Origin of the sequence: Aeromonas piscicola (genome assembly GCF_000820005.1) — a bacterium.
Taxonomy (GTDB): Bacteria; Pseudomonadota; Gammaproteobacteria; order Enterobacterales; family Aeromonadaceae; genus Aeromonas; species Aeromonas piscicola.
The window spans coordinates 1-26019 of record NZ_CDBL01000010.1 but is presented as its reverse complement, the minus strand read 5'-3'; the positions used below and the strand labels follow the sequence as shown (position 1 = coordinate 26019).

Genomic DNA, 26019 nt, shown 5'->3' with positions numbered 1-26019 from the left:
AGACTTGGCTGAGAATCAAAGGGCTAGTAATTTCATGCGGTTATCTATCAGCAGCAAAAGGAGAATCAGCCATTGCTTGTATTAGCAACGCTTTAACCTTATGTCCAAGATCAACATTTCGTTTGCTCGCTGACTCATGTGTTAGTGCTTGGCTCAGAATATTCAGAGGCCCGATCAAGTAGACCTTTTCTACGGCTCGTGTAATCGCGGTATAACACATTGTTCGATCAATATTTGGGGCCTTATCCAGAACAATGATGACTTGCTTAAACTGTGAACCCTGACTCTTGTGAATCGTCATAGCATAAGCGTGGCGAAGGGCATTGATTATATCCAACGAGATCTCTCGTTCTATGCCGTCATCCCATAGAATCTTGCCAAAGCTAGACAAAGGCTCATCGTTGTTATCATTATTTATAATTTTCATTACGTTGTAAACTTGGCAAATGGTTCCTATGGAACCATTCATCAGGTCATGAGCATAAAGGTTGGAGCAACACATTACTTTGTCATGTAGTTTAAACTCAGTATCTAAATAGTGATTTGCTTCTTCTATAAATACCTTTAATGGTTTACTGTTATTCAATGCTACGCAGCGTTTATTTATATCATTAACCATTTTGTTTGTAGCGCAAATTATTTGTGTTTCATCAGGTTTTTCTAAATATATTGAGACTGCTCTCTTTTGAATTGCATTGGCTCCATTGATATCAATATGGACGACATCATCGTAGCTAAATGTTGGAAGAACACCATTACGGATAGAGGCTGAAATAGCAGGAATGTTTGAGAGTTTATCTTGCCGACGAACCTCTGTTAGTGTGATTTTTGGAATGTCGTGTATTGGCACCAGTTCATGGAAAACAAGACCGAAATCTACAGGTGGAAGTTGCCCAATATCGCCTAACATAATTACATGTGCAGAGTTAGGAATACACCTCAATAGGCGGTACATACTAGGTAAGTCCACCATTGAGCTTTCATCGACAACAATAATAAGTTGTCTACCTTCATAACTATTAGCATTGAAGTTTCTAATAAATCTTGCGATAGTATGAGCCTCTTGATTTGTTGCTTCTGCCATCCTTTTTGCTGCTTTGCCTGCAAGTGCGACTTGTATTGGTCTTATATCTAGCTCACGAAACACCGAATAAAGTGAATCTAATAATGTAGTTTTGCCTACACCTGCACCACCATTAATAATTAGAAAACGATGTTTTATAGCCCCAAAGATAGCTTCTTTTTGAAGAGAGCTTAAGTTAAAGTACTGTTTACTTTCGTATTTATTGATATAGTAGTTTATCCTTTTTTCATCGATAGATAATTTACTTGGGGTTGTGATGAGGTTCACCAATCGCTGAGCAACATATGCTTCCATAGTGAAAGCACCTGCACTCTGTAATTCATTCTCACCGACCTCAAGAATGTTTTCACACGATGTGGCGAGTGCGAATGCTTGATTAACATAGCGCTCTGTTATTTCTGGATTATTGGGAATATGTAAGAGCTGTTTCAGCCATATGTCTAGATCATATCGTGTTGCTAATGTACTCCCACTAGAAAGGTGACAGTACAACGCCTCCTCGGCTGCTGCTGCGAGCCGAATAGGAGCATCCAATTGAAAGCCTAGAGCCAGTGAGATTCGATCACATTCATTAAAATCAACACCAAATGCTAATAATCGGTAAGGGTCTTCGCTTACCTTACTTATGGTTTCCTGTTGATAATAATCTGATACCAAAAATGAGGTGGATACTGATAATCCCAAATGTGCATTGCAGAAACGCATAGCATCAATATTTATATAGCTACGCCATGCATCGATAGTATTTTTTGCGGTGTTTTCACTTAATATCTTACGCAGGCTTACAATATCACCATTGTCCAAGATTTCAAATAAGGACTCACCAAATGTAGACCATAATGTACGGGCTTTTACTGGGCCAACACCTTTAAATCTGGCGTGACTGCCTAACATGATTACGATTTGCTCCCCTGATGGCCTAATTAGATCTAGGTATTGAGGGGTGATTACAGTGAGAATGCCTCCGTGCTCTACACGTCTACTATACTGCTTTTTGACAGCTAATTTAACCAATGCACCCTTCGCTAATATTAGTGACAGGCGATCACTGTTATTTTCAATTATGTGAATGATGTAATTGCGCTTGTAATTGCAATTACGTAGAGTGTCAGGATCTATCTGCACAGCATGAAATGAGCGACCTTTTCTGGATGAATATGGTGGTCTCGTGATGCGAAAAAACTTCTCTTGCTCGAAGTCATTCATCTAGGCACCCGCTTAAATATTTCTAGCAATTCCATACGATGCTGTTCTCGATGTGAATTTGATTGAAGAGATTTATATTCTTGCTTTAAGCCTTCTAAATGAGATTCAAGTTCTGCAACCCGTAGCTGTAATTGGCGAATCATTTTATCTTTCTCTTGAATGCTCTTTTCTTGCGGGCTGTATCGCTTTGCGGGTGCTTTTGAAGTATCCCTAGCCTGGTAGGGAAGCTCCTGCAAGGTATTCTGCTCAGCTAGCCATTGAGCCTTACTTTTAAGGTACGCAACAATGTACTTATTTTGGTAATAGCTAGAGCGAGATATACCAATCTCTTTTATTATGGCAGTTGCATTTAAACTGCCATTTTCTATGAAGTTTTGCCATTCAGCAAGGTCAAGTGGCCCGACCAAATTAGCCACCTTAACAAGATTTTCACGCGCCTTGGCATGCATTTTATCAAGTTCAAAATCTTCCAGTTCATGGCTAATACTGAATGCTTTATTCATTTTTTAAGATCTTTCAATCTGGCTTTTGTCTTCATAGAGTGTGGGAGCGGTGCTTCCAACTCCTCAATGGACATACCTCTACTTGTAGCATTGGCGAACCAGCGAACAAAAGTCTCATCATAGTCAGCTAATAGTTTTTTTAACTTGATATTTTCTTCTTTTATTTTATCAAGTTTTGATTGGGTTTCTTCTGCACGCCGGCCGATATCTTCTAATATGTTGCTACTTTGATTGGCTTCTTTATAAGCCTTAACGATAGCTTCTTTTTTTGACAATGCTTGCCGAGTAAATCCTGTCTCCTGTTCTAGTTCCTTCCAAGTGACTTTATTCTTCCCACTGCGGGCAGCTAGGATTACGATGAGTTTGCAGAAGTCTTGTTCTAGTGCCGCTGTAATTTGTTTCTGTTCTTTTTTCATATTGCAACGCACCCATTATTACCATTAGGGAAAACTTGCACTAATTCACCATCTGAAATTGAATTATCCTGCTCAATGGCGAGGGCTATACGACAACCATTTAATAGTTCTTCATGAGAGCGTAGCCAGTTATTGGAACCATGATATTCAGCGTCAACTGCTGCTTTAACATGTTGAATTCGAGTTTCTTGTTCAGCTTGAAGTTTTTGTAAATGGATGATCTCTTCCTGATTTCCTTTTATACGATAATACTCAGAGCATCCACGGACGCATGCATAGTATTTTCCACATGGAGAGTCACTATAGTCATGTTTGCATAAACCAATTGCAGTGATGAGTGTTGTACCAATGTCTTCTATCGTTTCAAGAACCTCATCACGGTCAACCAGTGTAAAGATCACGGATGCCTCTTTTGCTTGCTCTGGTGTTATATTTGAGGCGGCAAAGAGTATGTCTGCGTTATCCATGACTCTTTTAGCTGGATTAGTGTGGTCATAGGCTACATTGTCTAGAGTATACTTTCGCCCAAAGTATCGAGCAACCTCTATAGGGGTTACTGAATCTGAGAGCTCTAGCATAGTGTCTAGAAAGTGACGGAATTGATGTGATGTCAGCCGGATCTGTTCACCTTGATAGCACAGGTTTTTGCGTTCAAATACATTCTTTATACCATATTCAGGACGGCCAGCAATATAGTCTGATATTTGAGTATGCGTTATCATTGTGAATTCCCAGGGCTCAGCTCTCTTCTCAGAATGATGTTGCTGATGTTGGGTAACAAATATTAGTTTATCTAGGGAATCAGCCACAGTTAACTCTGAAATCTGTTTCCATAACTGAACGATAGACTCCTGTGCTAATGAAAATGCCTTTCCCTTTAAGTCTGATGGGTGGAATGCGACCGCAATTTTACCTGTGTTTGGATTCCGTTTATTCGTCAGGTTGATATTTCTTTTCTTTAGGTAGGATGTGAGATTTGGACGTGATGACCAGTTTAATCTTTCCCAAATATCAGTGACAAACAACTCACAATCTTCAGTGATAATTGGGAAGAAGTCGTATTTCCCATTAGCAACGCATTTAATCGTGTCACGTACAGGTGCTAATATTTCAAGGGCGCTAGTCAGACCTTTCTTTAGAATTGGTAACAGGCTTTCGGTTATTGGTTTGGTTTGATATCCAGCCCCCTTTTTGGCTCGGTAGCGGATCTCATTAATGGATAATATGTCGATTTCACCTGTGAAGACGTTTTGCTCCTCAACCTCCCTAACCTGTAAGCAGTCGACATCCAGGCAGATCACCTCATCAAATCGCAGACCCGTTGCAAACATGATTTCTACCATAGCCTGAAACAGTGCATCATCACCTTCTAGATTCGAGTTAGAAAGAGTTGCTACTGCGATGAGGCTTTCGTGGGTAGGCAACTTCTCATGCCGTTTGGTAGTGGACTCAAAATCGATTCTTGTATCACTGGCGGTATGGGTGTCTCCGCGTTTAGATGACTTTTTGAATCCAATCTTTTGGATGGAGAGCCGCTTTTGGTTAATGAATTTCGCAATAGATTCAAGTCTCTGACCAATACGGTAAAAGGTAGAACTTTCTAGTTTATCGTGTGCTTCCGCCTCTGCGACTTTGAAGTCATAAGTAGTCAGAGTGCTTGCTGTAATATTTCTTTTTAGCATCGCATTATCTAAATACCGATATGCAACAATATAGAAATTGAGTGTTCCTACATCTTTTGACTTCTCAATTTGCAAGGCTGAAATATGACATTTAGCTATGTCAGATAAATCTAGATTGTGAAATGCCTTCATGGCATCACGTGATGACTTAACTTTTTTACCTAGATTGTTATCTCGACTAAAATTGACTGATATATTATTTCCAGATTTTCTAGCTTGAGTCTTACAAATACCCTTAGCATCCCAGCTAAAGGCATCCCATTCCCAACCTTCTAATGTTGCAAAGGGAGTGTTTTTTTTGTAAAAGTGAACTAATTGAGCCAGATTGCTATCAGCATCTACACCAATTGATGGTAATAATTGTAGGCTGGTATTCATAGTTCACCCCTGTCAAACATGTCAGCAAACTTGCGAGCAGCTAAAAAGTTTTTATGTTGAAGAATATTTATGGCGTGAGCATCACCAAATGCTGTTTTTACTTCCTCTACCATCGTATCTACAACTGCCTTATGGTCAACGTCTTCAAAGGCTTCTAGAGAAGAGCAGTTGTAACAAGAAAGCGGGGGTTGCAGAGAGCATGGGGTAGCGCTACCGCAGCTACCAATTTGAACAAGATTTAGATTTTTCGATGGCGCGAAAATACCTTGTCCTCGCTTAGAGGCATTATCAGGCGTGACAACTTTACCTGCAAATGCATCGAGTATATCCATGGCCTCACTTCGCAGTACATCATCTAGTTTTTTGGCAACAGTATGCGATTGTCTATAATAAACTTCTAGTTGTTGTAAATCACTATGATCCATTAGTTCAGCAACAACAGACATAGGAGTGCCTTTGGCGATTAACCGCGAGCAGAAGGTTTTACGAAGTCTACGGTTGGTTACCTTGAAGTCCAATCCAACAGCCATTCTGAACAGATTGGTGATGTATGTCATCTTGAATATCTTTACTTGCTGCTTAACTAATTCATCTCTAACACTATAATAATCTGAGATAACAGGCCAATCATCAGTAATTTTTGTACCTAGTATATCTTCGTAACGAGCTCTCATTAATGAAAGTAGTTTTGCAAGTGTTTTTGTTATGGGGCGAATTTTATATACATTATTATTGGCCTGCCCTCTTTGTTTTGCTCTCAAAACTTTTAGTGTGTATACACCGTTGTCTGAGAGCTGTAAGTCAGAGAACTTCAGCCTCATCACTTGGATATTTCTCATGCCAAGAACCTGGGCGCATTTCAGTGACACCAATCCCTGTAATGCATGCGTGGTTAGTGTTTCTGGAGAAATGGAGTTTAATGTGGAGATGAAAATTCGCTCTTCCTTGATCGTGAGCGGGCCACGGTCAGGGATTTCCATAATGACATCAAGACCTTTACCTTCATCTGTACCAAACTTTATACTGGCTAGGTAGTAATCATAAAAGTCTTCATCAAAGTGTGGGAGGCCTTCTTCAACACACCATTTATACATCATTCTTAAAATAGATTTAGTGCTAACACTGCGTTCAGAGTTCATAAGCTCTCTGTAGATTTCTTGTATTTTTTCAGCAATGTCTTCTGCTGCAATATCGTCAGGGATGTTTAGTAAGCGCCAGCAATGTTGATGTGAGAAAAGAGCATAGTTAGAGTAGATATGACATGCATAAGAAATCCATGCACGGGCATGCTCTCTTAGTTGGTGAGATATTTTGTCAAAGAATAGGGTCTCCCTCTCCGGTTCCAGAACCACTTTAGTTTGTGTTAAATCCAGATATTGGCCTGACTGACTTACAGGATATGGGTCATAAGCAAATTGTTGATGCTGGTCTATTTGTACCAACATAATATCGTTTTATCTAATTTTTTTGTCGGCATAGCCAGCACCTCGGCAATCATATTATGATAGTTTTCTATGTGATTCCATTTCAGCATGAAGTTGGTTTAGAACTAAGTTGCATTGTTCCATTATTGAACCAGTTTCATATATTAGACTACTATCTGAGTTATACGTCCACCCCCCAACATTATTTTTTAGCTTTTTCTGTTGAGCTGCATCAATTCCCATTTTGGTGAGCATTCTGTCAAGATTTTCAAAGAGGGTATGTCTTAATTTATGCGGGTGGATATCTGACAACTCTAAAATCTTATTCTTAATACTTGAGAAAACATCATCCAGTGCTGCTATTGATAGCGGATTATGTGGTTTGGTTGTCGCTAAGAGTAGATAAGGGCTCTTCATAGCTGAGTCGCCAAGAGATTTTCTGGCCTGTTTATATTCATCAATCAGTGATGCTAGGGGAAATGAAATAGGTATGATCCGGCCAACTGTTTTTTCGCGAGGTGATCTACCACGAGGATCGTTATGCTCGACATTCTGTTGTGTCAGGATAAATGGGTAAACTCCATGTACCAGCTTGCTCGTATGGCAGTTTGATGTTGTAAGTGATAGCAGTTCACCTTTCCTAATTCCTGTTTCTAAAAGTAATCTAAGAATTAGCTTGTTACGTAACTGAGTAGATTTATTCCAGCCAAGCAAACTTGGCATTTCCATGACATCATACAGTGTTGCTTGTTGGACTAATGACAAACCAAGGGCGCGGCCTGGATCTGTCTTTGGTCTTCTCAGCTTGGCTAGTTTTACTTGAAGTTTTTCCATCATCTTGGGTATTTGATGGAATAGAGGATCTGTATTACGGCGCTTGGAAATTGCTTTATCGGCTAAAAATTGAAAGTAAACCAATACTAGGTCAAGGCGTTGATTGAAATAATCAGGACTAACAATATCTGGCCGGAGGGGTCTTGCTCCGTTGATATCGTATGAGTGATGCTCAAGGTGTTTGAGAAAACTCTGGTATAAGCCCGTATCAGCAAACCCTGTGTCAGCAACAATTTCCGCTAGATCTACTTTTAGCATTGCTGCCCATCGTTCGATATGGATTAGGTGGTTTGCATTATTCTCCTGTGTTTTTTCCGCACCATACAGGTGTGTCAGTGTGAACTCACATAGCCTTGGGATGGGGAGTCCTCTCTCATCAACGATTAGATACTTACGTTCATTGTACTGCTTCATGTTGACGGTTCTGAGCTTCACTGCATCATTCCTTTACACTTTTAGACACCTATTCCTAATGTATACTCCGAGCTTTCAGAATGAGCAATCTTTACATGTTTAGAAATGAAAAAACCCCGAAATATCGGGGTTTTTAGGCATTTTGCTTTACAAAGTGCTTTACATTTTAAAAAATCCGGCCCTAGAACGGGATGTCGTCGTCAAAATCCATCGGCGGCTCGTTGTATACCGGCGGTGCAGACTGTGGCTGCTGAGCCGGACGGCCGTATCCACCTTGCGCTTGCGGTGGCTGCATGTTCTGCTGCGGCGCGGCGGCAGGACGAGCCTGGTTCATTGGCTGCTGGGCAGGCATGCCTTGTTGTGGCTGACCCCAGTTGCCTTGGGGCTGACCGCCCATGCTCTGACCGGCGCCACCTTGCGGACGGCCACCCAGCATCTGCATCACGCCGCTGAAGCTGTCTACCAGCACTTCAGTGGTGTAGCGCTCCTGGCCGCTCTGATCCTGCCACTTGCGGGTCTGCAGTTTCCCTTCGACATAGACCTGGGAGCCCTTCTTCAGGTACTCGCCGGCCACTTCGGCCAGTTTGCCCATGAACACCACGCGGTGCCACTCGGTACGCTCTTTCTGCTCGCCGGTCTGCTTGTCGCGCCAGGTTTCAGAGGTGGCCAGGGTGATGTTGGTCACGGCACCGCCACTCGGCATGTAGCGCACTTCCGGGTCTTGTCCCAGGTTACCGATCAGAATGACTTTATTGATGCCTCGACTGGCCATAATCTCTCTTCCACCCTTTATATACCGGCCAGGCCATATGCCTGGACCAATTCAACATATCGTTTGTTTTCTGTCAGATAGGCAGCATCGCTGGACGATACCGTCACTCAAGTGATGACTGCACCCGGTTCAGTCGGCCTGCTGGCCAAAGCCCCGCTTTCAGATTTTGCCCGCAATAGTAACAGTTGGCGCGAACGAGCGCACATCTTCCTGCCTGTTCAGCCTTCACCCAGGGCATAGACCGGAGGGTTAACTTACACGAGGCAGACCTTGACCAGCAAGCGAGCAGGGACGGCAGGGTATCAGTGCCCATGGTGCGATTGCCGCGGGAATGCGGGTTTGCCGCGATGTGACACCCTTTGTCAGGCGTGGCGCCAGTATTCCACCCAAATGGGGGGGGGAGGCTAGTTATTTGTATTGCTTGGGAAATTGGTGAGTTTCAAAGGAGGCACACTTGTGTCTAATACTTTTTTAATGCTGCGCCGATCGAGGGGCTTGGTACTCTCTGCTGCCAAAAAAACCATGGCCTGAATGTTCAAGGACGTGCTCTTCATGACCACCCCATATTCCATCGTACTGGTTACCGAAAATAATGTGCAGGCGGTCAGTTTTCAGAGCTACCTGACCGAGCAGCTGGCACTCCCCATACTGCTGGTGAGCATACTGGAAACCCTGCCGCAGCAGGACGAACTCGAATCGCATCCCTTGTTTCTGGTCGATCTGGATTATCTCAAGTCGAGCCAGCAGTCGGGTTGGCCACAGGAGATTTCCAGCCGCTTCGGTGAGGCCAACACTGTGTTGCTCAATGCCCCGACCAGTACGAATCGGGAGTTGCTGCTGATGTGGCCCCACACCAGCGGACTCTTCTTCCGTCAAGATCCGCTGGATCGGCTGGTGCTCGGCATTCGCAAGGTGCTGCAGGGGGAGTACTGGATCCCGCGCCACCTGCTGTGCGATCTGGTCAACTACTACCGCAAGGGAGGGGAGCATCACCTGCGCAACCAGACGCTGCTGACCGTGCGTGAGCAGGAGATCATCCGTTATCTGATGACGGGGGCCTCCAATACCGAGATTGCCGACAGCCTGTTCGTGAGCGAGCACACCATCAAGTCCCACCTCTACAACGTGTTCAAGAAGTTGAACGTAAAGAACCGGTTGCAGGCGGTGAGCTGGGCCAAGGAGTATCTCTGAAATCGATGGGGATGATGGATAAAACCTGTCTATTCATCCAGTAGTCTCTATGCCATACTGATTCGCTCTGGTTTGTGTATCGAGCGTGCAAAAGATGGAAAAAATCGTGATTCGGGGTGCCCGCACCCACAATCTCAAGAACATCAATCTGATCCTGCCCCGCGACAAGCTGATCGTGGTCACTGGTCTCTCCGGTTCCGGCAAGTCTTCCCTGGCGTTCGATACCCTCTATGCCGAGGGGCAGCGCCGCTATGTGGAGTCGCTCTCCGCCTATGCCCGCCAGTTCCTCTCCCTGATGGAGAAGCCGGATGTGGATCATATCGAGGGGCTCTCCCCTGCCATTTCCATCGAGCAGAAGTCCACCTCCCATAACCCGCGCTCGACCGTCGGCACCATTACCGAAATCTATGACTATCTGCGCCTGCTGTTTGCGCGGGTAGGTGAACCCCGTTGCCCGACCCACGCCATTCCGCTCGCCGCCCAGACCATCAGTCAGATGGTGGATCAGGTGCTGGCCCAGCCCGAGGGCAGCAAGCTGATGCTGCTGGCCCCGGTGGTGCGGGATCGCAAGGGGGAGCACAGCAAGCTGCTGGAAAACCTGGCGGCGCAGGGTTATATCCGTGCCCGTATCGATGGCGAGGTGTGCGATCTCTCCGATCCCCCCACCCTGGAGCTGCACAAGAAGCACACCATCGAGGTGGTGGTGGACAGGTTTAAGGTGCGCGATGACCTGGCGCTGCGCCTGGCCGAATCGTTCGAGACGGCGCTGACCCTCTCCGGCGGCATCGTATTGGTGGTGCCCATGGATGGGGAGGAGGGGGTTGCCCCCATGACCTTCTCCGCCAACTTCGCCTGCCCCGAGTGCGGCTACTCCATGTCGGAGCTGGAGCCGCGCATCTTCTCGTTCAACAACCCGGCCGGTGCCTGCCCCACTTGTGACGGCCTGGGCGTGCAGCAATATTTCGATCCGGCCAAGGTGATCGGCGATCCGGCCATCAGCCTGGCCAACGGTGCCATCCGTGGCTGGGACAAACGCAGCTTCTACTATTTCCAGATGCTCAAGTCCCTCTCCGATCACTACCAGTTCGATCTGGAGGCGGCGTGGGAGGATCTGCCTCTCAAGACCCAGGAGGTGATACTGCGCGGCTCGGGGCGTACCGAGGTCGAGTTCCGCTATATGAATGATCGCGGCGATGTGGTGGTGCGCAAGCACCCGTTCGAGGGGATCCTGCACAACATGGAGCGACGCTACCGCGAGACAGAGTCCAACTCGGTGCGCGAAGAGCTCTCCAAGTACATAGCCAACAAATCCTGCGCCAGCTGCGGTGGTAGCCGGTTGCGGGAAGAGGCGCGCCACGTGTTTGTGGACAATCGCAACCTGCCCGCCATCGCGGAACAGTCCATCGGTGATGCGCTCGCCTTCTTCGAGGGGCTGAGCCTGACCGGCCAGCGTGCCCAGATCGCCGAGAAGATCCTCAAAGAGATCATCGAGCGGCTCGGCTTCCTGGTTAACGTCGGCCTCAACTACCTGAGCCTGTCGCGCAGCGCCGAGACCCTCTCCGGCGGGGAAGCCCAGCGGATACGGCTCGCGAGCCAGATAGGCGCCGGTCTGGTGGGTGTCATGTATGTACTGGATGAGCCCAGCATAGGCCTGCACCAGCGCGACAACGAGCGGTTGCTCAAGACCCTCACCCACCTGCGCGACCTCGGCAATACTGTGATAGTGGTGGAGCACGACGAGGATGCCATTCGCCTCGCCGACCACGTGCTCGACATAGGCCCGGGCGCCGGGGTACACGGCGGCAACATAGTGGCCCAGGGGACGCCCCAGCAGATCATCGACAATCCTGCTTCCCTGACCGGTGACTACCTCTCCGGCCGCAAGCAGATCGCCATTCCTGAAGTGCGTACTCCGCTCACAGACAAGTGGTTGAAACTAAAGGGGGCGAGCGGCAACAACCTGCGCAACGTCAATCTGGATCTGCCTATAGGGGTGATGACCTGCGTCACCGGCGTCTCCGGCTCCGGCAAGTCAACCCTGATCAATGACACCCTGTTCCGCATTGCCCACCGTGAACTGAACAAGGCGACAGAGTCGACCCCGGCGCCCTATCGCAGCGTCGAGGGACTGGAACATCTGGACAAGGTGGTGGACATAGACCAGAGCCCCATCGGCCGTACTCCGCGCTCCAACCCAGCCACTTATACCGGTCTGTTCACTCCGATCCGCGAGCTGCTCTCCGGCACCCAGGAGGCGCGCTCCCGGGGTTACCAGCCGGGTCGTTTCTCCTTCAACGTCAAGGGGGGGCGCTGCGAGGCGTGTCAGGGGGATGGCGTCATCAAGGTGGAGATGCACTTCCTGCCAGATGTCTATGTGCCGTGCGACGTCTGCAAGGGCAAGCGCTACAACCGCGAGACCCTGGAGGTGAAGTACAAGGGCAAGAACATCCACGAGATCCTCGACATGACGGTGGAAGATGCCAGAGCCTTCTTCGATCCTGTGCCGGCGGTGGCGCGCAAGCTGCAAACCCTGATGGATGTGGGCCTCTCCTACATCCGGCTCGGCCAGTCGGCCACCACCCTTTCGGGCGGCGAGGCGCAGCGGGTCAAGCTGGCGCGGGAGCTCTCCAAGCGCGACACGGGCCAGACCCTCTATATCCTGGATGAGCCGACCACAGGCCTGCACTTCCACGACATACAGCAGCTGCTCAAGGTGCTGCACCAGCTGCGGGATCGGGGCAACACCATAGTCATCATCGAGCACAACCTAGACGTCATCAAAACTGCCGACTGGATCGTCGACCTGGGGCCTGAGGGCGGTGCCGGTGGCGGCCGTATCCTGGTGACCGGCACGCCGGAGCAGATCAGCCGCTGTGAGGATTCTCATACGGCGCGCTTCTTGGCCCCGCTGTTGGTAAGATAATCGCTGCAGCAATGACACAAGGGGCCCCTGGCCCCTTGTTTTTTATGGAAGTGATTCAGTTGCCACCCCAGGAGGCGGATACTCCATACTTGGTGCAAGACAGTTTTCGCTCCCTTGTTTGCCGTCCAAAGGATATTGGCGTTCATGGCTCAACCTTCCCGCTCCATCGATCATTTGCTGGCCTACTCCATGTTTCCCGTCTGGGCCGGAGCCATCCTGATGTTGCTCATCGTGATCGCCCTGGCTCAGGTGCCGGCGGCGCAGCGTGTCGAAGAGCGGCGAATGAAGGATCACCTGCAGCGGGTGATCAAGGCGGTGCAGAGTGATATCAGTGCCATCAATGCCTTCACCCGGGATTGGGGCATCTGGGATGAGAGCTATCGCTTTCTGGCCCACCCCAATCAGGCCTATATTCGTTCCAATTTGCTGGTCGATACCCCGATGCGGGATTTCGAACTCAACGTATTGAGCTATATGGATCTGCAGGGAGCCGAGATCTGGACCCGGACCCTGCTGCCCGAGACGCCAGGCACGGACACGACCTTGCTTCCCTTCTTCCTGGATGACCTCAAGCTGCAGTTGCTGCGTGAATCCCGTCAGGAGGGGATGCGCAGCCTGAGCGGGGTGAGGGGATCCCAGTGGGGGCCCCTCATCTACTCGCTTCAGCCGGTGACCAACACCCTGGGAAAGGCCACACCCAATGGCTATCTACTGGTGACTCGCTGGCTGGATGCTCGCTATCTGCATGATCTGGCCGAGCGCACCGCCCTCTCTTTGACCCTCTCCCAGCCGAAGCCTTCCGATAACTTCCTCTCCTTCAAGCCACTCAAGCCACAAATGAGCTATCGCCTGGTGGATCTGGGACTGCAGCGGGTCAGGGGGGAGGGGCTGCTGCTCGACAGCAATGGCGACCCCGTGCTGACCTTGATAGTGGAAGATGATCGTGATGTGTTGCAGGGGGCGATGGAGGGAGCTATCTGGACTTTTGTCGGCATGCTGCTGATCAGCCTGGCCTGCATCTTGATGGCGCTGGCGCGGTTGCGGGCCATAGTACTGGGGCCGGTCAGCGAGCTGGTGAAGGCGCTGCAGAAATTTGGCGAGAAACAGGACGTGAGCGTGCTGCCGATCATCGACAGCAGCCAGGAGATGGCTCTGCTCAGCCGCAAGTTCCGGGAGATGGCGGCCAAGATCAGCCTGCACCACAGTGCCCTGCAGGCGCACTCTTCCAAGATGGAGACTGCCGCCTACACGGATCCACTGACCCATGCCTTCAACCGGCGCTACCTCGACGAGTGGCTGCTGAGCCGGGATAACATCACCGCCGCCAGGATGATGGTGATCCTGGATCTGGATCACTTCAAGCAGGTCAACGATCGTTTCGGGCACGATATCGGCGATCTGGTGCTGTGCCAGCTTGCTGAGCTGCTGCGCGCCGCCCTCGGTGAGGAGGAGCCACTGATCCGGCTGGGTGGGGAGGAGTTCCTGCTGCTAATCACGTGCGAGGAGGCGACACAGGTTGCCAGTCGGGTCGAGCGCTTGCGCCGCAAGATTGCCGAGTACAGGTTCGGGCGTGAGGAGGTGCCGCTCAAGATGACGGCGTCGCTGGGATATTGCAGCTATCCCCTGCACCGGGAACTGGAGGATTCGTTCTGGAATCTCAGCTTCAAACTGGCGGATATGGCGTTATACAGGGCCAAGCAGGAGGGGCGGGATCGCTGGCGGGGCTACAGTGGGGAGCTGGCCCGGGAGCAATGGGCGCTGAGCCCGGAACAGATAGTGGCGGGAGAGTGGCTGTCGTGCCAGACATCCCACGTCGGCCAGCTGGTTTAACGTGTCAGCATTAATAGCGCCATGCCGAGAATGAATCCCAATAAAATAAACAGAAAGGATCCTATGCCCCATATGGCCGCCAGAATGGCGATGATCTTTTCCCGTCTCGTTTGTTCTTTCATAAACTTTCGCTTACAGCTGCGCTACATTGGTCGCCAAAAATACGCTTGTTGCCAGGGTGAAACAACCATTTCTCGCCGTTTAAATCCGCAATAAGGTATATTTCAATTGTTTCTTAGTGGGTTTCATATCAGCTTTATATTATCTAGTTAATTGTTATATAAGCGCTTTTGGTTTGTTTTTGCGGTTTTCAGGTAGAGCTGAAAGCTGCTGTACATATCTATCTATTTCTTGGTAACGTTTGAGCTAAATCAATAACTGTGCATTCACATCCCTTTATAGTTTTCAGGCTTGCAACATAGAACGAAAACTAAAAGGAAAAATGTGATGAAAAAGATCCTTCCGCTGATGATCGCAGCCGCCCTTGCCTCTCCCGTCGCCATGGCCCACCAGGCCGGCGATATTCTGGTCCGCGGTGGCCTGGCATTTGTCTCCCCTCAAACGAGCAGTGACGATGTGCTGGGTACCGGTGAGCTGGAAATTGACAGCAACATGCAGCTGGGTCTGACCCTCTCTTATCTGATCACCGATAACTGGGGTGTCGAGTTGCTGGCCGCTACGCCTTTCTCCCACTCCGTCTCGACCGCAGGTCTGGGTGAGGTCGCCAAGGTCAAGCATCTGCCGCCGACCCTGATGGCGCAGTACTATTTCGGTGATGCCAAGAGCAAGGTTCGCCCCTACATTGGTGCCGGTGTGAACTACACCACCTTCTTTGATGAGCAGGGCCGTGGCGCACTGGAAGGCACAGATGTCAGCGTGGACTCTTCCTGGGGTCTGGCCGGCCAGGTCGGCCTGGACATGGCGATCAATGATCGCTGGTTCGTCAACGCTTCCGCCTGGATCATGGATATCGACACCGATGTGCACACAGCCGTGGGCACCATCAAGACCTCCATCGATCCCATGGCCTTCATGTTCGGTGTCGGCTATCGCTTCTGACAAGGCACTGGGTTGGCCTCCTCACGGCCGTTACAGCTAAGTACGTCTCTTTGGCCCGGCACTGTTCGGGCCCTTTTATGCCTGTGCCAGATCCCGCCAATTGTGATCCAACCCCATATAGATCAATAAAATAACATCACCCTCCCCTCTATAATTCGCCGCTTGTGCCGATAGTGTCTATGTTCACGTTACCTTCCCCCAATGAGTGAGGATGTCTCCATGGGTTTATCTATTGTGCAGCGGATCATCGCCGGATTTGTGTTGATGCTGCTGCTGTTGATCCTGCTTGGGGTGATCAGCACCCTGAAGATCAGGGGTATCAACGACGGCCTGTCGCAGGTCTCAGACCGGGCGACGCCGCTGGTGATTGCGGTGGCGGGCCTGAAAGGCGCCCTGCAAGACAGCAACCGCTGGGTGCTGGTCTATCGGACCAGTGAGGAGGCCAGCCAGCTGCCGCAACTCGCCAGCCAGTTCAAGGAGCAGCAAGCCCGTTTCAGCCAGCTGAGCCAGGAGATGGACAAGTTAACCGGCGTGGCGGAGGCCAATGGTCGCTTCCAGCAGGTGGATGGCGCCACCAAACAGTTTTATGGACTGGCGGAGCAGGTGCTCTCCCAGCACAGCCAATGGGTCAACGCCCTCGATCAACGCCACAAGCTGGAGATCGCCTTCATCCGGCTGGAAGACACCTACCAATGGGCGGCCGATCTGTTGCTGCAGCAGACCGCCAGCAAGCGCTCAATGCGCAACAAGGCCGAGCTCATCACCTCGGGTATAGCGCGGGATCTGAAAAACATTCGCCGGGCCGATGCCAAAACCGACCTCAATGAGCTGGAAAAGGTGCTCAGCAAGGATATCGAGATGGCCCGCAAGCGTCTCGATCGGGTGTTGGTCCCTGACGATGTGAAGCAGCGTTTCGTCTCCAACCTGGATCGCATGCAGGAGCTGGCGCTCGGCCAGCAGGGCTTGCTTACCACCATGCGCAATGCCCAGCAACTGGCGGCATCGCTGCAAACCTTGAATCAGCAGCTCGATGCCAGCCTGGTCAACAGCCTGAGCCTGCTCGACGAGATGGGCCAGTCGGCCGGTACCATCGCCAGCCAGAGCCGGACCACGGCGGATGATGCGGTCAGCAGTGCCAGCTTCTGGATCCTGATCGTTGCCGCCATCTCGGCCGGGGCGGCGCTCATCATTGGCTACACCACGGCGCGCAGCATTCAGCGGCCGCTACAGATGATCAACAAAGAGTTGAATTACATGGCGGCCGGGGACATGACCCGCCGTATCAACTATCAGAGCAGTTGTGAGTTCGGCACCCTCTCCCGTTCCATCGACACCCTGGCGGGCAAGACGGGGGAACTGCTCTCCCAGATCAACGCCGGCTCCCGTCATCTGGTAGATGAGGCGAGCCGCGCCGCCGAGATCAGCGAGCGTGCCATGTCCCGGGTGCAGGATCAGAAGAGCCAGACCGATCAGGTCGCCGCCGCCATCACCGAGCTGGAGGTGAGCGCCACCGAGGTGGCCCGCTCCACCGATGGTACCAAGAGGGAAGTGGATCTGGCTGATGATGAGGCGAGAAGTGGCCGTCAGAAAGTGGCCACCACACGGCGCATCACGGAGCAGCTGGCTGGCGCCATGGAAGAGGCCGTCGGCATTACCTACAAGCTGGGCGAGTTCAGCAACAATATCGGCAGCATTCTTGACGTGATCCGCAGCATCGCCGAGCAGACCAATTTGCTGGCCCTGAATGCGGCCATCGAAGCGGCCCGTGCCGGCGATGCTGGTCGCGGTTTTGCCGTAGTGGCTGATGAGGTGCGAGCGCTCGCCAACCGTACCCAGACCTCGACCGAAGAGATCCAGGCGATGATCGAGAACCTGCAAAACTCGAGCAAGCAGGTGGTGGAGGTGATGGGTCGCAGTCAGGAGCAGACCCACAGCTGTGTCGAACAGACCCGCGAGATGGATCTGGCATTGCAGTCCATTGCTGAGCGGATGACTTCCATCAAGTCGATGGCGGATCAGGTTGCCCATGCCGCTCAGGAGCAGATCTCGGTCAGTCAGGGCGTCGCCCGCCATATTGCCGGCATTGCCGACGTGGCCTACGAGACTGAGCGGGAGGCGAGAGAGTCGGCCAGCAGCAGTGAAGTGCTGGCGGATCTGGTCGCCAAGCAGCAGCAATTGATCGCACATTTCAAGGTTTAGGAGGGCTTATGTCTAAAAAGTGGATTGGGGCCCTGAGTCTCCTGTTATGTGGTCAGCTGATGGCCAGCGAGCTGGTGATCGAGAGCTGGCGGATCGATGACAAGGCCCTGTGGGAACAGAAGATCATTCCCGCCTTCGAGGCGGCCCACCCGGGTATCCAGGTGAAATTCAACGGTGTGCAGAACGTCGACTACATGCCGACCCTGTGGGCCAGCCTGAAGGATGGCAAGGCGGGGGATCTCATCACCTGTCGCCCGTTCGATGACTCTTTGGCTCTGTTCAAGGCCGGTCATCTGGCGGAGCTGACCGAGATGTCGGGGATGGAAAACTTCCCGAGTTTTGCCCAGTCGCCCTGGCAGACCGATTCCGGTGCCCAGACCTTCTGCGTGCCCATGGCCTCGGTCATTCACGGCTTTTTCTATAACAAGAAGATATTCAGTGAGTTGGGTCTGACTGTGCCAGAAACCCGCGATGCCTTCTTCGCCGTGCTCGACAAGGTGAAGGCAGATGGTCGTTATGTGCCGCTGGCCATGAGTGGCTCCGAAAGCTGGGTATCGTCCGAACTCGGTTTTCAGAACATAGGTCCCAACTACTGGAAGGGGGAAGACGGCCGTCTGGCGCTGATCGGGGGTCAGGAGCGGCTCGACAACCCGCAATACGTCAAGGTATTTGAGGAGCTGGCCCGCTGGCGCCCCTACCTGGGTGAGGGGGGCGAAAGCCGGGACTATGCCGCCACCAATGAGTTGTTCACCTCCGGCAAGGCCGCCTTCTATGTGGCGGGTTCCTGGGAAATTGCCCCCTTCACCGGCAAGGTCGACTTTGGCGTCATGCGTCCGCCCGTGGCGAAACAGGGAGATGGTTGCTTCTTTACCGATCACACCGACATCGGCATGGGGCTGAACCCGGCCAGCAAGAACAAGGAGGCTGCCATGGCCTTCCTGCAGTGGTTGACTACCCCGCAGTTTGCCGAGCTCTATACCAACTCGCTGCCGGGGTTCTTCTCCCTCTCCAACCACTTCTTCGATGTCACCAATCCGGCGGCGAAGGAGATGATGGAGTGGCGTGATCAGTGTGACTCCACCATACGAGTGGCGACCCAGATCCTCTCCCGTGGCACGCCCAAACTGGGTGACGAATTGGCCGAGGTGAGTCAGGCCGTGCTGCTCGGCAAGATGGAGCCCAAGGCGGCCGCCGACCGGCTGGAGCAGGGACTGAAAGGCTGGTATCCCGCTCATCAGAGCAACAAGGCCAAGGGGCAGGATTGCCAATGCGATGTAGCGGCGACTGCGACCACCACGACCGCCGTATCTGCAGCCCCCGCTACCACAGAGGCTGGCGCCGTTGCCGTACCATCCGCGGCGACGCCGGCTGTGACAGAGGCTCCTGCCGCGCCCGTGCCATCAGTGACACCCGCCGCGCCAGCGTCTGCCGCTGCGGCCCCGTTATCTGTGCCGTCGGCAGAGGTGGAACAGGCGCTCTCCAACGAGCTGGAGACGCCGCAGCAATAACCGGCAACACCATAAACAACGGGAGGCATCAGCCTCCCGTTTTCATTGCTGCCCGCAGCCGGGCTATTGTGCCTCGTGGGGCCAGCGGCAGAGGCTGCCGATGCGGGCCACAGGGGCAAAGCCCAAGGAGCGATAGACCCGTTGGGCGTGGTAGTGCTCGTCGGCCACTATGATGAGCTGGCCAACGCGATCCAGCCCCTGACGAGCAACCTGGCTCAGCAACTGGCGGCACAGTCCCCGGTTGCGCCAATCCTGATGAGTGCGCACCAGTTGAAAGCGGCCCATGGTGTCGGTGAAGAAGAGGCCGCAGCTGGCGACCAGCAGACCCTCTCGCCAGATCCCCCACCATTGCCCGAGCCCGTCCGCGATCATGGCCTTGTACAGGTGGCGGCGCGACTGCAGATAGGGCAGATAATTCTCCACCGAGTGGCCCGGGTCGCGCTCATTGAGCTCAAACGTCAGCCACTCATCCCAGTTGGCGGACTCGAAGGGGCGGGCATCCATTGCCGGATCGCCAGCTGCCGGTTGATGCCAGCTGAGCGCATCCAGCGCCAGCACCACGCACTCCATGTATTGATAGCCTGCTGCCACGAAGCCGGCGACCCGGCTGTTCTGGCCTGCGGCCAGCGGCCATTGGAAGGTGCGGTGTTGTACCCTGGGATCCTGCCCGATCAGCTTGTCGAAGCTGGCCTCGAGCCAGCCCTTGTCACGATCGCTGGGCGGGGTGGGGAGCAGCAGGTAGTTGCCAAAATAGTAGTCGGGGGCATCAGGGGTGCGCACGGCCCAGAATTGCTCATGATCTACCACGTTGCCCTGATAGCGATCGAACAGCAAGTCTGTGGCAAAGCCGGGGTGGGTATCCATGATGAGGCTCCTGCGAATGGCTCAATTGGTTATCGGCAGGGAGGGGAATAGGTTGAAAAAGGGGCCGGAGAAGCCTCCGGCCAAACAATCACACGCAGATTCAGAACGTCCAAGACGATCCGGGTTCATCATAACGCGACTCTGCGGATTTTGGGATGGGGTGCCAATCGTTACTTCAGGTTAATTGTGAAATAAACGCCAGCCTCTCGCCTCGATCCGTAAATCAGTGTTGACTTTGATCCGTTTTCTCATAAAGATAGAAAGACGTTTAGACGTCCAAACATCTGTTTTGACGTAGAGGAATGGGTTGCGGGACAGGGAGAGAGCAGATGGGATTTCACAGTGCACGTCAGGTTGAGGCACTCAACCAGAGTTTGGCCGATTTAAGCGGTGACATAGGGGTTAGTTTCGAGTTTTTTCCACCCAACAGTGAAGGGATGGAAAACACCCTCTGGCAGTCTATCGAACGGCTGAAAGTGCTGGAACCCAAGTTCGTCTCCGTGACTTATGGCGCCAACTCCGGCACCCGGGATCGCACCCACAAGGTGATCAAGGACATCAAGGAGCGTACCGGCCTGATCGCGGCGCCCCACCTGACCTGTATCGATGCCAGTCGCGACGAGCTGCGCACCATAGCCCGCGATTACTGGAACAGCGGCATCCGCCATATCGTGGCCCTGCGCGGCGACTTGCCGCCCGGACTCGACAAGCCGGACATGTATGCCACCGATCTGGTGGCCCTGCTCAAGTCTGAAGCTGACTTCGATATTTCGGTCGCCGCCTATCCGGAAGGTCATCCCGAGGCCAGGAGTGCGCAGTCCGACCTGCTCAACCTCAAGCGCAAGATTGATGCCGGAGCCAACCGCGCCATCACCCAGTTCTTCTTCGATGTGGAGACCTACCTGCGCTTTCGGGATCGCTGCGCCGCCATCGGCATAGATGCCGAGATCGTGCCGGGGATACTGCCGGTCTCCAACTACCAGACCCTGGCCAAGTTCGCCGGTTTTACCAACGTGAAGATCCCGCGCTGGATGCATCAGCGTTTCGAGGGGCTGGACAACGATCAGATGACCCGCAACTTGGTGGGTGCCAGCATTGCCATCGATCAGGTTCGCGTGCTGAGTCAGGAGGGGGTGAAAGATTTCCACTTCTATACCCTGAACCGCTCCGAGCTGACCTACGCCATCTGCCATACCCTGGGGGTCAGACCGAAGGACCCTGCTTGACACAGGTTGCCGCAGGCACAAAAAAAGCCAATGAGTTGCTCATTGGCTTTTTTGTCATAGCGGCTTGTCAAGGCCGGGTTGGGGCTATCTCTTTCGGTTCGAGATCGATCACCGCATTGCCGGCGGCGCCGGGGTACTGGTGATAGCTCTGGTCCTGCTCCAGGGTGTAGAAGGTATCCAGATAGTCATCGTTGTTGGTCATCCAGGAGTCGGGCAGCGCCTTGACGATACGGCCGCCGAGATCCAGGAAGGGCAGGGCCTCCGGCACGCCGCCGGCGGTAAAGGCGAGCTTGAGGGCATCGATGAACAGGCCACTCAGCTCCTTGTAGTTGACGTTGTCGTCCTGCTCCATCATGACGATGTCGACGGCACCCCAGCGGTAGCGATCCCAGTACACCAGGATCTGGTTGGGGGTGTAGTCGGTGTTGTCATAGTCGAGGTAGGGCATGTCGACTATGTCGACCACGGGCTCATCCCGGCTGGGATTAACCCCGGCGACCACCGCATAGACTTCGGCCGCGCCGAGCAGCCAGGGCTCCTGATCATCCTTCAGTCTTATCTTCTTCAGGATGCTGGTCTTGAGCGGTGTCGTGCTGGCTGCGGTGCGCGGGGCAGCTTGCAGATCGGCTGCGGCCAGCGCCTTGCGCATCACCTTCAGGCCGGCGTTCTTGGCCTTGACGGGGTCTGCTTCCACCACCAGGACAGGTCGCGCCGGTGCCTTGTCCACATCCAGATAGACGGGGTTGCCGGCGCTGTCGAAAGCCTCGATCGCGCTCCAGCTCTTCTCATCTCCGCTCGGTACATAGGCAACCAGGGGCTCGACCCCTTGTTGCAGTGCGGCGGCCTGCTCCGGGTTGGCCAGTCGCAGTTGCATCAACTGCTTGACCTCGCCGTCCAGCCCTTGCCGGCTGATAGCGGCCTGGTTGGCATCGCTCGCCTGCCGTTTCAGCCGTGGACTGGCCTTTTGCAGCAGGTTGGGCAGCGGGCTCTGGTACTCCTGATTGCTCAGCAGTGGCAGCAGGTTTTTCTGCTGTAGCGCCAGCTGGCGTGCCAGTTCCCGATCCGAGTCGGCAGCATGGGCGGTGGTGGCGCCCAGCAGTGCCAGTAACAAAATGACAGCCTGATTCCTCATTATTATTCTCCAGTTTATGAGTCTGACATGAGGCACACATCGGGGAAGAAGAAGTGCCTCGGCACCACTTAATGGCAATTAGTTTCAGCTGTGAACCAGTTTTTCTGAATTATGTGCTGTGTCTCACGGGGGGCTCCCCAGATGGTCAGGTCAGTTTCTCCGCTGGTTGACTTGATGCAGGATGACACCGACGAGTAGCCCCCAACAGGCGGCGCCGACACCCAGCAGACTGATCCCGGAGGCCGTGATGATGAAGGTGAGCAGGGCGGCTTCGCGCGCCTCGTCTTGCTGCAATGCCGTGTGCAGGCTGCTGCCTATGGTGCCGAGCAGGGCCAACCCGGCAACGCACGTGACCAGCGTCGCAGGAAAGGCGGTGAACAGGGCGGCCACGCTTGCCCCGAAGCAACCGGTCAGCAGATAGAAGCCGCCAGCCCAGACGGCGGCCGGCCAACGACGGCTGGCATCGGGATCCACATCTTTGCCCATGCAGATGGCGGCCGTAATGGCGGCGAGGTTGAAGGCATAACCGCCGAAGGGGGCCAGCAACAGGCCGATCAGCCCGGTCCAGCCGATCAGGGAGGAGGTGGCCGGTTGATAACCGTGGGCTCGCAATATGGTAATGCCGGGCATGTTCTGGGAGGTCATGGTGACGATGAACAATGGCAGGGCTATGCCGAACAGGGCATCGAAGGAGAAGCTCGGCCAGGTCCAGACCGGGCTGGCGAGCTGCCAGTGCAGAGTGTCGAGTTGCAGATCCCCCCGCAGGGCACAGAGGGTTATTCCCATCGCCAGCACCAGCACCATGGTGTAGCGGGGCCAGAGATGGCGGCCGAGCAGGAAGACCAGCAGCAGGGTGCCAAGCAGCAAGGGATCTTGTGGCGCGACCTTGAACAGATCCAGCCCGAATCTGAGCAAGACTCCGGCCAGCATGGCGGCGGCCAGCGGAGCCGGGATATGCCGCATCAGGCGATCGAACCAGCCGCTGATGCCGCATAGGGTGATCAGCAGGGAAGAGATAACGAAGGCGCCTATGGCCTCAGCCAGGGTGAAGTTGCCCAGGCTGGTGATCAGCAGGGCTGCCCCCGGGGTCGACCAGGCGGTCAGTACGGGTATGCGGTAATAAAAGGAGAGGCCGATGCAGCTTATTCCCATGCCGATACCCAGCGTCCATAGCCAGGAGGCAAGCTGGGCGGCATCGGCACCCGCCGCCGTGGCAGCCTGAATGATCAGGATGACGGAGCTGGTGTAGCCGACCATCACGGCGATGAAACCTGCCACCAGGTGGGGAAGGGCGAAGGGCATAGTGACGTCCTTGTCGGATTGTGACGGGCTGTGCGTTATTACGTACAATGTGTGCTCTGACTATATCGACGTGCGCTATAGCGCACAAGGCGATTCATGCAAGAGCAATGAAGAGGCAGTCATGCAAGAGATGAATCAGCATCTGGCCCAACGTCTGAAGGGATTGCGCAGCGAACTGGGCTGGAGCCTGGATGTGGCGGCGCGTGAGACGGGGGTGAGCAAGGCCATGTTGGGGCAGATTGAGCGGGGAGAGTCCAGTCCCACCGTGGCGACCCTGTGGAAGATCGCCACCGGCTTTCGGGTCTCTTTCTCCAGCTTCATCGAGCCTGCCCCGGCAGTGCAGGGAGAGGTGCTCTATCGTGCCGCCGATGCCATTCGCCAGCAACCTGCGGGAGAGGGCATGCAGGTCGCCCCCTTATTTCCTTATGAGAAGCGGTTTGGTTTTGAATTGTTTGAACTGACGCTGCTGCCCGGGTATCAGCGCGAATCCGAACCCCATGAGCCCGGTGTGACCGAGCATGTCATCGTCATCAGTGGTCTGATGGAGGTGCTGGTGGAAGGGGAGTGGCGTTCACTGGTGCAAGGGGAGGCGGTGCGCTTTGCCGCCGACCGCCCCCATGGTTATCGCAATCTGGGAATTGCCCCTACGATCTTTCACAACCTGATCCACTATCCTGCGGCCAGGCCCCGAGAATAAGCCCGGATGATCAGCCTGGACGGCCATCCGCCCTGGGGCTGGTCAGTATGGGGGCATAAACCCAGACGAACAGGCCATAGGCGCCGACCCAGGCCAGACCACTCAGGTTCCAGCCGTGCAGGGTATAGGCAGGCCAGAGTAGCGGGATCACAACCCGGATCACGGCTGCCACTATGACCAGTGCGAACGCGCAGCTTATCCGGCGCCCTACTTGCAAGGCTCGGCCGCTATGGCCGAGGGAGACACGCGCTATCATCCCCAGGATCATGGTGCCCATGCAGCCGGCGCTGAGCAGGTGGCTGGCCGTCGACAAGGTGATAGTCAGTCCTGCAGCCTGCGCTCCGAGAGCGAGCAGACCGAGCGGAATAAACAGGTAGGCGAGATGCAGTGACCAGAGCAGGGGATGAGCAAGGGTGGTCGGCAGGCGCCAGCGCAGTTGTCGCCACAGATGCAAGCCTGCTGCCACTATATATAGAGGCACCATATAAGTGCTGGTGGTCCATTGGGTGGGGAGCAGCAGCCAGCACAGCAAAATAAGCCACAGCGATGCGAGTGCTGTGCGCTCCAGCCAGGGCAGGGGGGCGGCTTTCTCCAGACCGGTGCCTCGGGCAGTAAAGAAGGGGATGACCCGTCCTCCCATCACGGCAATCAGAGTCGTGAACAGCAACACTGTCGTGATCAGCAGATGCTCTATGGTGATCCACTTCTCATGCCACAACCAGCTGGCGCCATTGAGCAGCGTCAGTACCACGAGCAGGGGGACAAAGAAGAGGTTGCGCCATTGGCGGGTCACTATGATGGGGTTGGCCAAGAACCAGGCGCAGAGCGGTAACCACATCAGATCCATCATCATCAGAACAGGGTTCCCTTCTCCCAGCCAGGGCAACAAGCACCTAGGCACGGCCCACAGGCCCACGACCAGTGCCAGCGGCCAGCCCCGAACACCGGGATGGGCCGTCCAGTTTTGTACGGCGGTCAGCAGAAAGCCCGCCACTATGGCCGCACCGAAACCAAACAGCATCTCGTGGGCATGCCACCAGATGGGGTTGCCGACCCCTGACAACAGGATCCAGCCATTGAGCTGTGTCAGCCAGCCCAGCATGGCCAAGGCAGAGAAGAGGGCCGCGAGCAGGAAGAAAGGCCGAAACCCTAGGCGGAACAGAGGAACTATCTGTTCTTCTTTGCGGCTATCCAGGATCTGATGCATGGTTAAACCTTAATTGACATTTGAAAAGCCAATTATAAAGTGACTTTTCAAATGTTCAATTTAAATCCAGTCAAAGCCTGAATTGATTGGGTTGTGAGCAAAAAGGCACGGGTTTGCTGCATATCTGAGCGAATGAACAATTGTGATGAAAAAGCCCTTGTCATCCCG

Annotated in this window: 20 protein-coding genes; 8 read left to right on the top strand and 12 right to left on the bottom strand. The window is 53.4% G+C overall.

Annotation, left to right across the window (positions count from 1 at the left end; translation table 11 throughout):
• Window positions 1–40: 40 nt before the first annotated feature.
• From BN1128_RS24295 to BN1128_RS02010, 7 genes are all read right to left on the bottom strand, one after another.
• Window positions 41–2290 carry an AAA family ATPase gene (locus BN1128_RS24295; RefSeq protein WP_082030322.1) on the bottom strand — a complete coding sequence of 750 codons (2250 nt, stop codon included), beginning with the start codon at window positions 2288–2290 and terminating at the stop codon, window positions 41–43.
• Window positions 2287–2793, bottom strand: a complete 507-nt coding sequence (locus tag BN1128_RS02030) for a hypothetical protein (protein ID WP_010676173.1) — start codon at window positions 2791–2793, stop codon at window positions 2287–2289. The genes BN1128_RS24295 and BN1128_RS02030 overlap by 4 nt, the downstream gene beginning before the upstream one ends.
• Complete coding sequence (locus tag BN1128_RS02025; RefSeq protein WP_005895563.1) at window positions 2790–3209, bottom strand: hypothetical protein; 420 nt, start codon at window positions 3207–3209, stop codon at window positions 2790–2792. The genes BN1128_RS02030 and BN1128_RS02025 overlap by 4 nt, the downstream gene beginning before the upstream one ends.
• Window positions 3206–5269 carry an integrase gene (locus BN1128_RS02020; RefSeq protein WP_244464539.1) on the bottom strand — a complete coding sequence of 688 codons (2064 nt, stop codon included), beginning with the start codon at window positions 5267–5269 and terminating at the stop codon, window positions 3206–3208. Before BN1128_RS02020 ends, BN1128_RS02025 begins: the two co-directional genes overlap by 4 nt.
• A complete protein-coding gene (locus BN1128_RS02015; RefSeq protein ID WP_042865951.1) occupies window positions 5266–6714 on the bottom strand; it encodes a site-specific integrase in 1449 nt (482 codons plus the stop codon). Before BN1128_RS02015 ends, BN1128_RS02020 begins: the two co-directional genes overlap by 4 nt.
• A gap of 54 nt (window positions 6715–6768) precedes the next feature.
• A complete protein-coding gene (locus BN1128_RS24290; protein ID WP_156140068.1) occupies window positions 6769–7941 on the bottom strand; it encodes a site-specific integrase in 1173 nt (390 codons plus the stop codon).
• Between the two features lie 181 nt (window positions 7942–8122).
• Entirely contained in the window at window positions 8123–8713 is a 591-nt protein-coding gene (locus BN1128_RS02010; protein WP_042865950.1) for a single-stranded DNA-binding protein, read from the bottom strand.
• Window positions 8714–9244: 531 nt separating this feature from the next.
• On the opposite strand from BN1128_RS02010, the gene BN1128_RS02005 reads away from it, so the two are divergent.
• The 3 genes from BN1128_RS02005 to BN1128_RS01995 all read left to right on the top strand — a co-directional run bounded on the left by BN1128_RS02005 (window position 9245) and on the right by BN1128_RS01995 (window position 14657).
• Window positions 9245–9904: a LuxR C-terminal-related transcriptional regulator gene (locus BN1128_RS02005; protein ID WP_042865949.1), complete on the top strand. Its 660-nt coding sequence runs from the start codon at window positions 9245–9247 to the stop codon at window positions 9902–9904.
• Window positions 9905–9998: 94 nt separating this feature from the next.
• A complete protein-coding gene (uvrA, locus tag BN1128_RS02000; protein WP_042865947.1) occupies window positions 9999–12827 on the top strand; it encodes an excinuclease ABC subunit UvrA in 2829 nt (942 codons plus the stop codon).
• 144 nt (window positions 12828–12971) lie between these two features.
• Complete coding sequence (locus BN1128_RS01995) at window positions 12972–14657, top strand: sensor domain-containing diguanylate cyclase (RefSeq protein WP_042865945.1); 1686 nt, start codon at window positions 12972–12974, stop codon at window positions 14655–14657.
• Here BN1128_RS01995 and BN1128_RS26420 read toward each other — a convergent pair.
• Window positions 14654–14779, bottom strand: a complete 126-nt coding sequence (locus BN1128_RS26420) for a hypothetical protein (RefSeq protein WP_264303493.1) — start codon at window positions 14777–14779, stop codon at window positions 14654–14656. The genes BN1128_RS01995 and BN1128_RS26420 overlap by 4 nt on opposite strands.
• A gap of 325 nt (window positions 14780–15104) precedes the next feature.
• Here BN1128_RS26420 and BN1128_RS01990 point away from each other — a divergent pair, with 325 nt between their 5' ends.
• From BN1128_RS01990 to BN1128_RS01980, 3 genes are all read left to right on the top strand, one after another.
• Entirely contained in the window at window positions 15105–15716 is a 612-nt protein-coding gene (locus BN1128_RS01990; protein ID WP_042865943.1) for an OmpW family outer membrane protein, read from the top strand.
• Window positions 15717–15935: 219 nt separating this feature from the next.
• Window positions 15936–17915, top strand: coding sequence for a methyl-accepting chemotaxis protein (locus tag BN1128_RS01985; RefSeq protein ID WP_042865940.1), 1980 nt, complete (start codon window positions 15936–15938; stop codon window positions 17913–17915).
• 8 nt (window positions 17916–17923) lie between these two features.
• Window positions 17924–19423, top strand: a complete 1500-nt coding sequence (locus tag BN1128_RS01980) for an ABC transporter substrate-binding protein (protein WP_042865938.1) — start codon at window positions 17924–17926, stop codon at window positions 19421–19423.
• A gap of 63 nt (window positions 19424–19486) precedes the next feature.
• Here the strand turns inward: BN1128_RS01980 and BN1128_RS01975 are convergent, their stop codons facing one another.
• Window positions 19487–20287: a GNAT family N-acetyltransferase gene (locus BN1128_RS01975; RefSeq protein ID WP_042865936.1), complete on the bottom strand. Its 801-nt coding sequence runs from the start codon at window positions 20285–20287 to the stop codon at window positions 19487–19489.
• A gap of 329 nt (window positions 20288–20616) precedes the next feature.
• Here BN1128_RS01975 and metF point away from each other — a divergent pair, with 329 nt between their 5' ends.
• Window positions 20617–21513, top strand: a complete 897-nt coding sequence (gene metF, locus BN1128_RS01970; RefSeq protein WP_021140731.1) for a methylenetetrahydrofolate reductase — start codon at window positions 20617–20619, stop codon at window positions 21511–21513.
• Window positions 21514–21580: 67 nt separating this feature from the next.
• Here the strand turns inward: metF and BN1128_RS01965 are convergent, their stop codons facing one another.
• Together BN1128_RS01965 and BN1128_RS01960 are read right to left on the bottom strand one after the other, a co-directional pair.
• Window positions 21581–22645 (bottom strand): DUF3103 family protein, encoded by a 1065-nt coding sequence (locus BN1128_RS01965; RefSeq protein WP_042865932.1) that lies wholly within the window; start codon window positions 22643–22645, stop codon window positions 21581–21583.
• Between the two features lie 150 nt (window positions 22646–22795).
• The gene (locus BN1128_RS01960) at window positions 22796–23947 is read right to left on the bottom strand and encodes a benzoate/H(+) symporter BenE family transporter (protein ID WP_042865930.1); all 1152 of its coding nucleotides are present in this window, start codon (window positions 23945–23947) and stop codon (window positions 22796–22798) included.
• 121 nt (window positions 23948–24068) lie between these two features.
• Between BN1128_RS01960 and BN1128_RS01955 the strand changes: the two genes are divergently transcribed.
• Window positions 24069–24644, top strand: a complete 576-nt coding sequence (locus BN1128_RS01955) for a helix-turn-helix domain-containing protein (protein WP_042865929.1) — start codon at window positions 24069–24071, stop codon at window positions 24642–24644.
• Between the two features lie 10 nt (window positions 24645–24654).
• Here BN1128_RS01955 and BN1128_RS01950 read toward each other — a convergent pair whose 3' ends face one another.
• Window positions 24655–25851: an NnrS family protein gene (locus BN1128_RS01950; protein ID WP_042865926.1), complete on the bottom strand. Its 1197-nt coding sequence runs from the start codon at window positions 25849–25851 to the stop codon at window positions 24655–24657.
• Window positions 25852–26019: the final 168 nt, after the last annotated feature.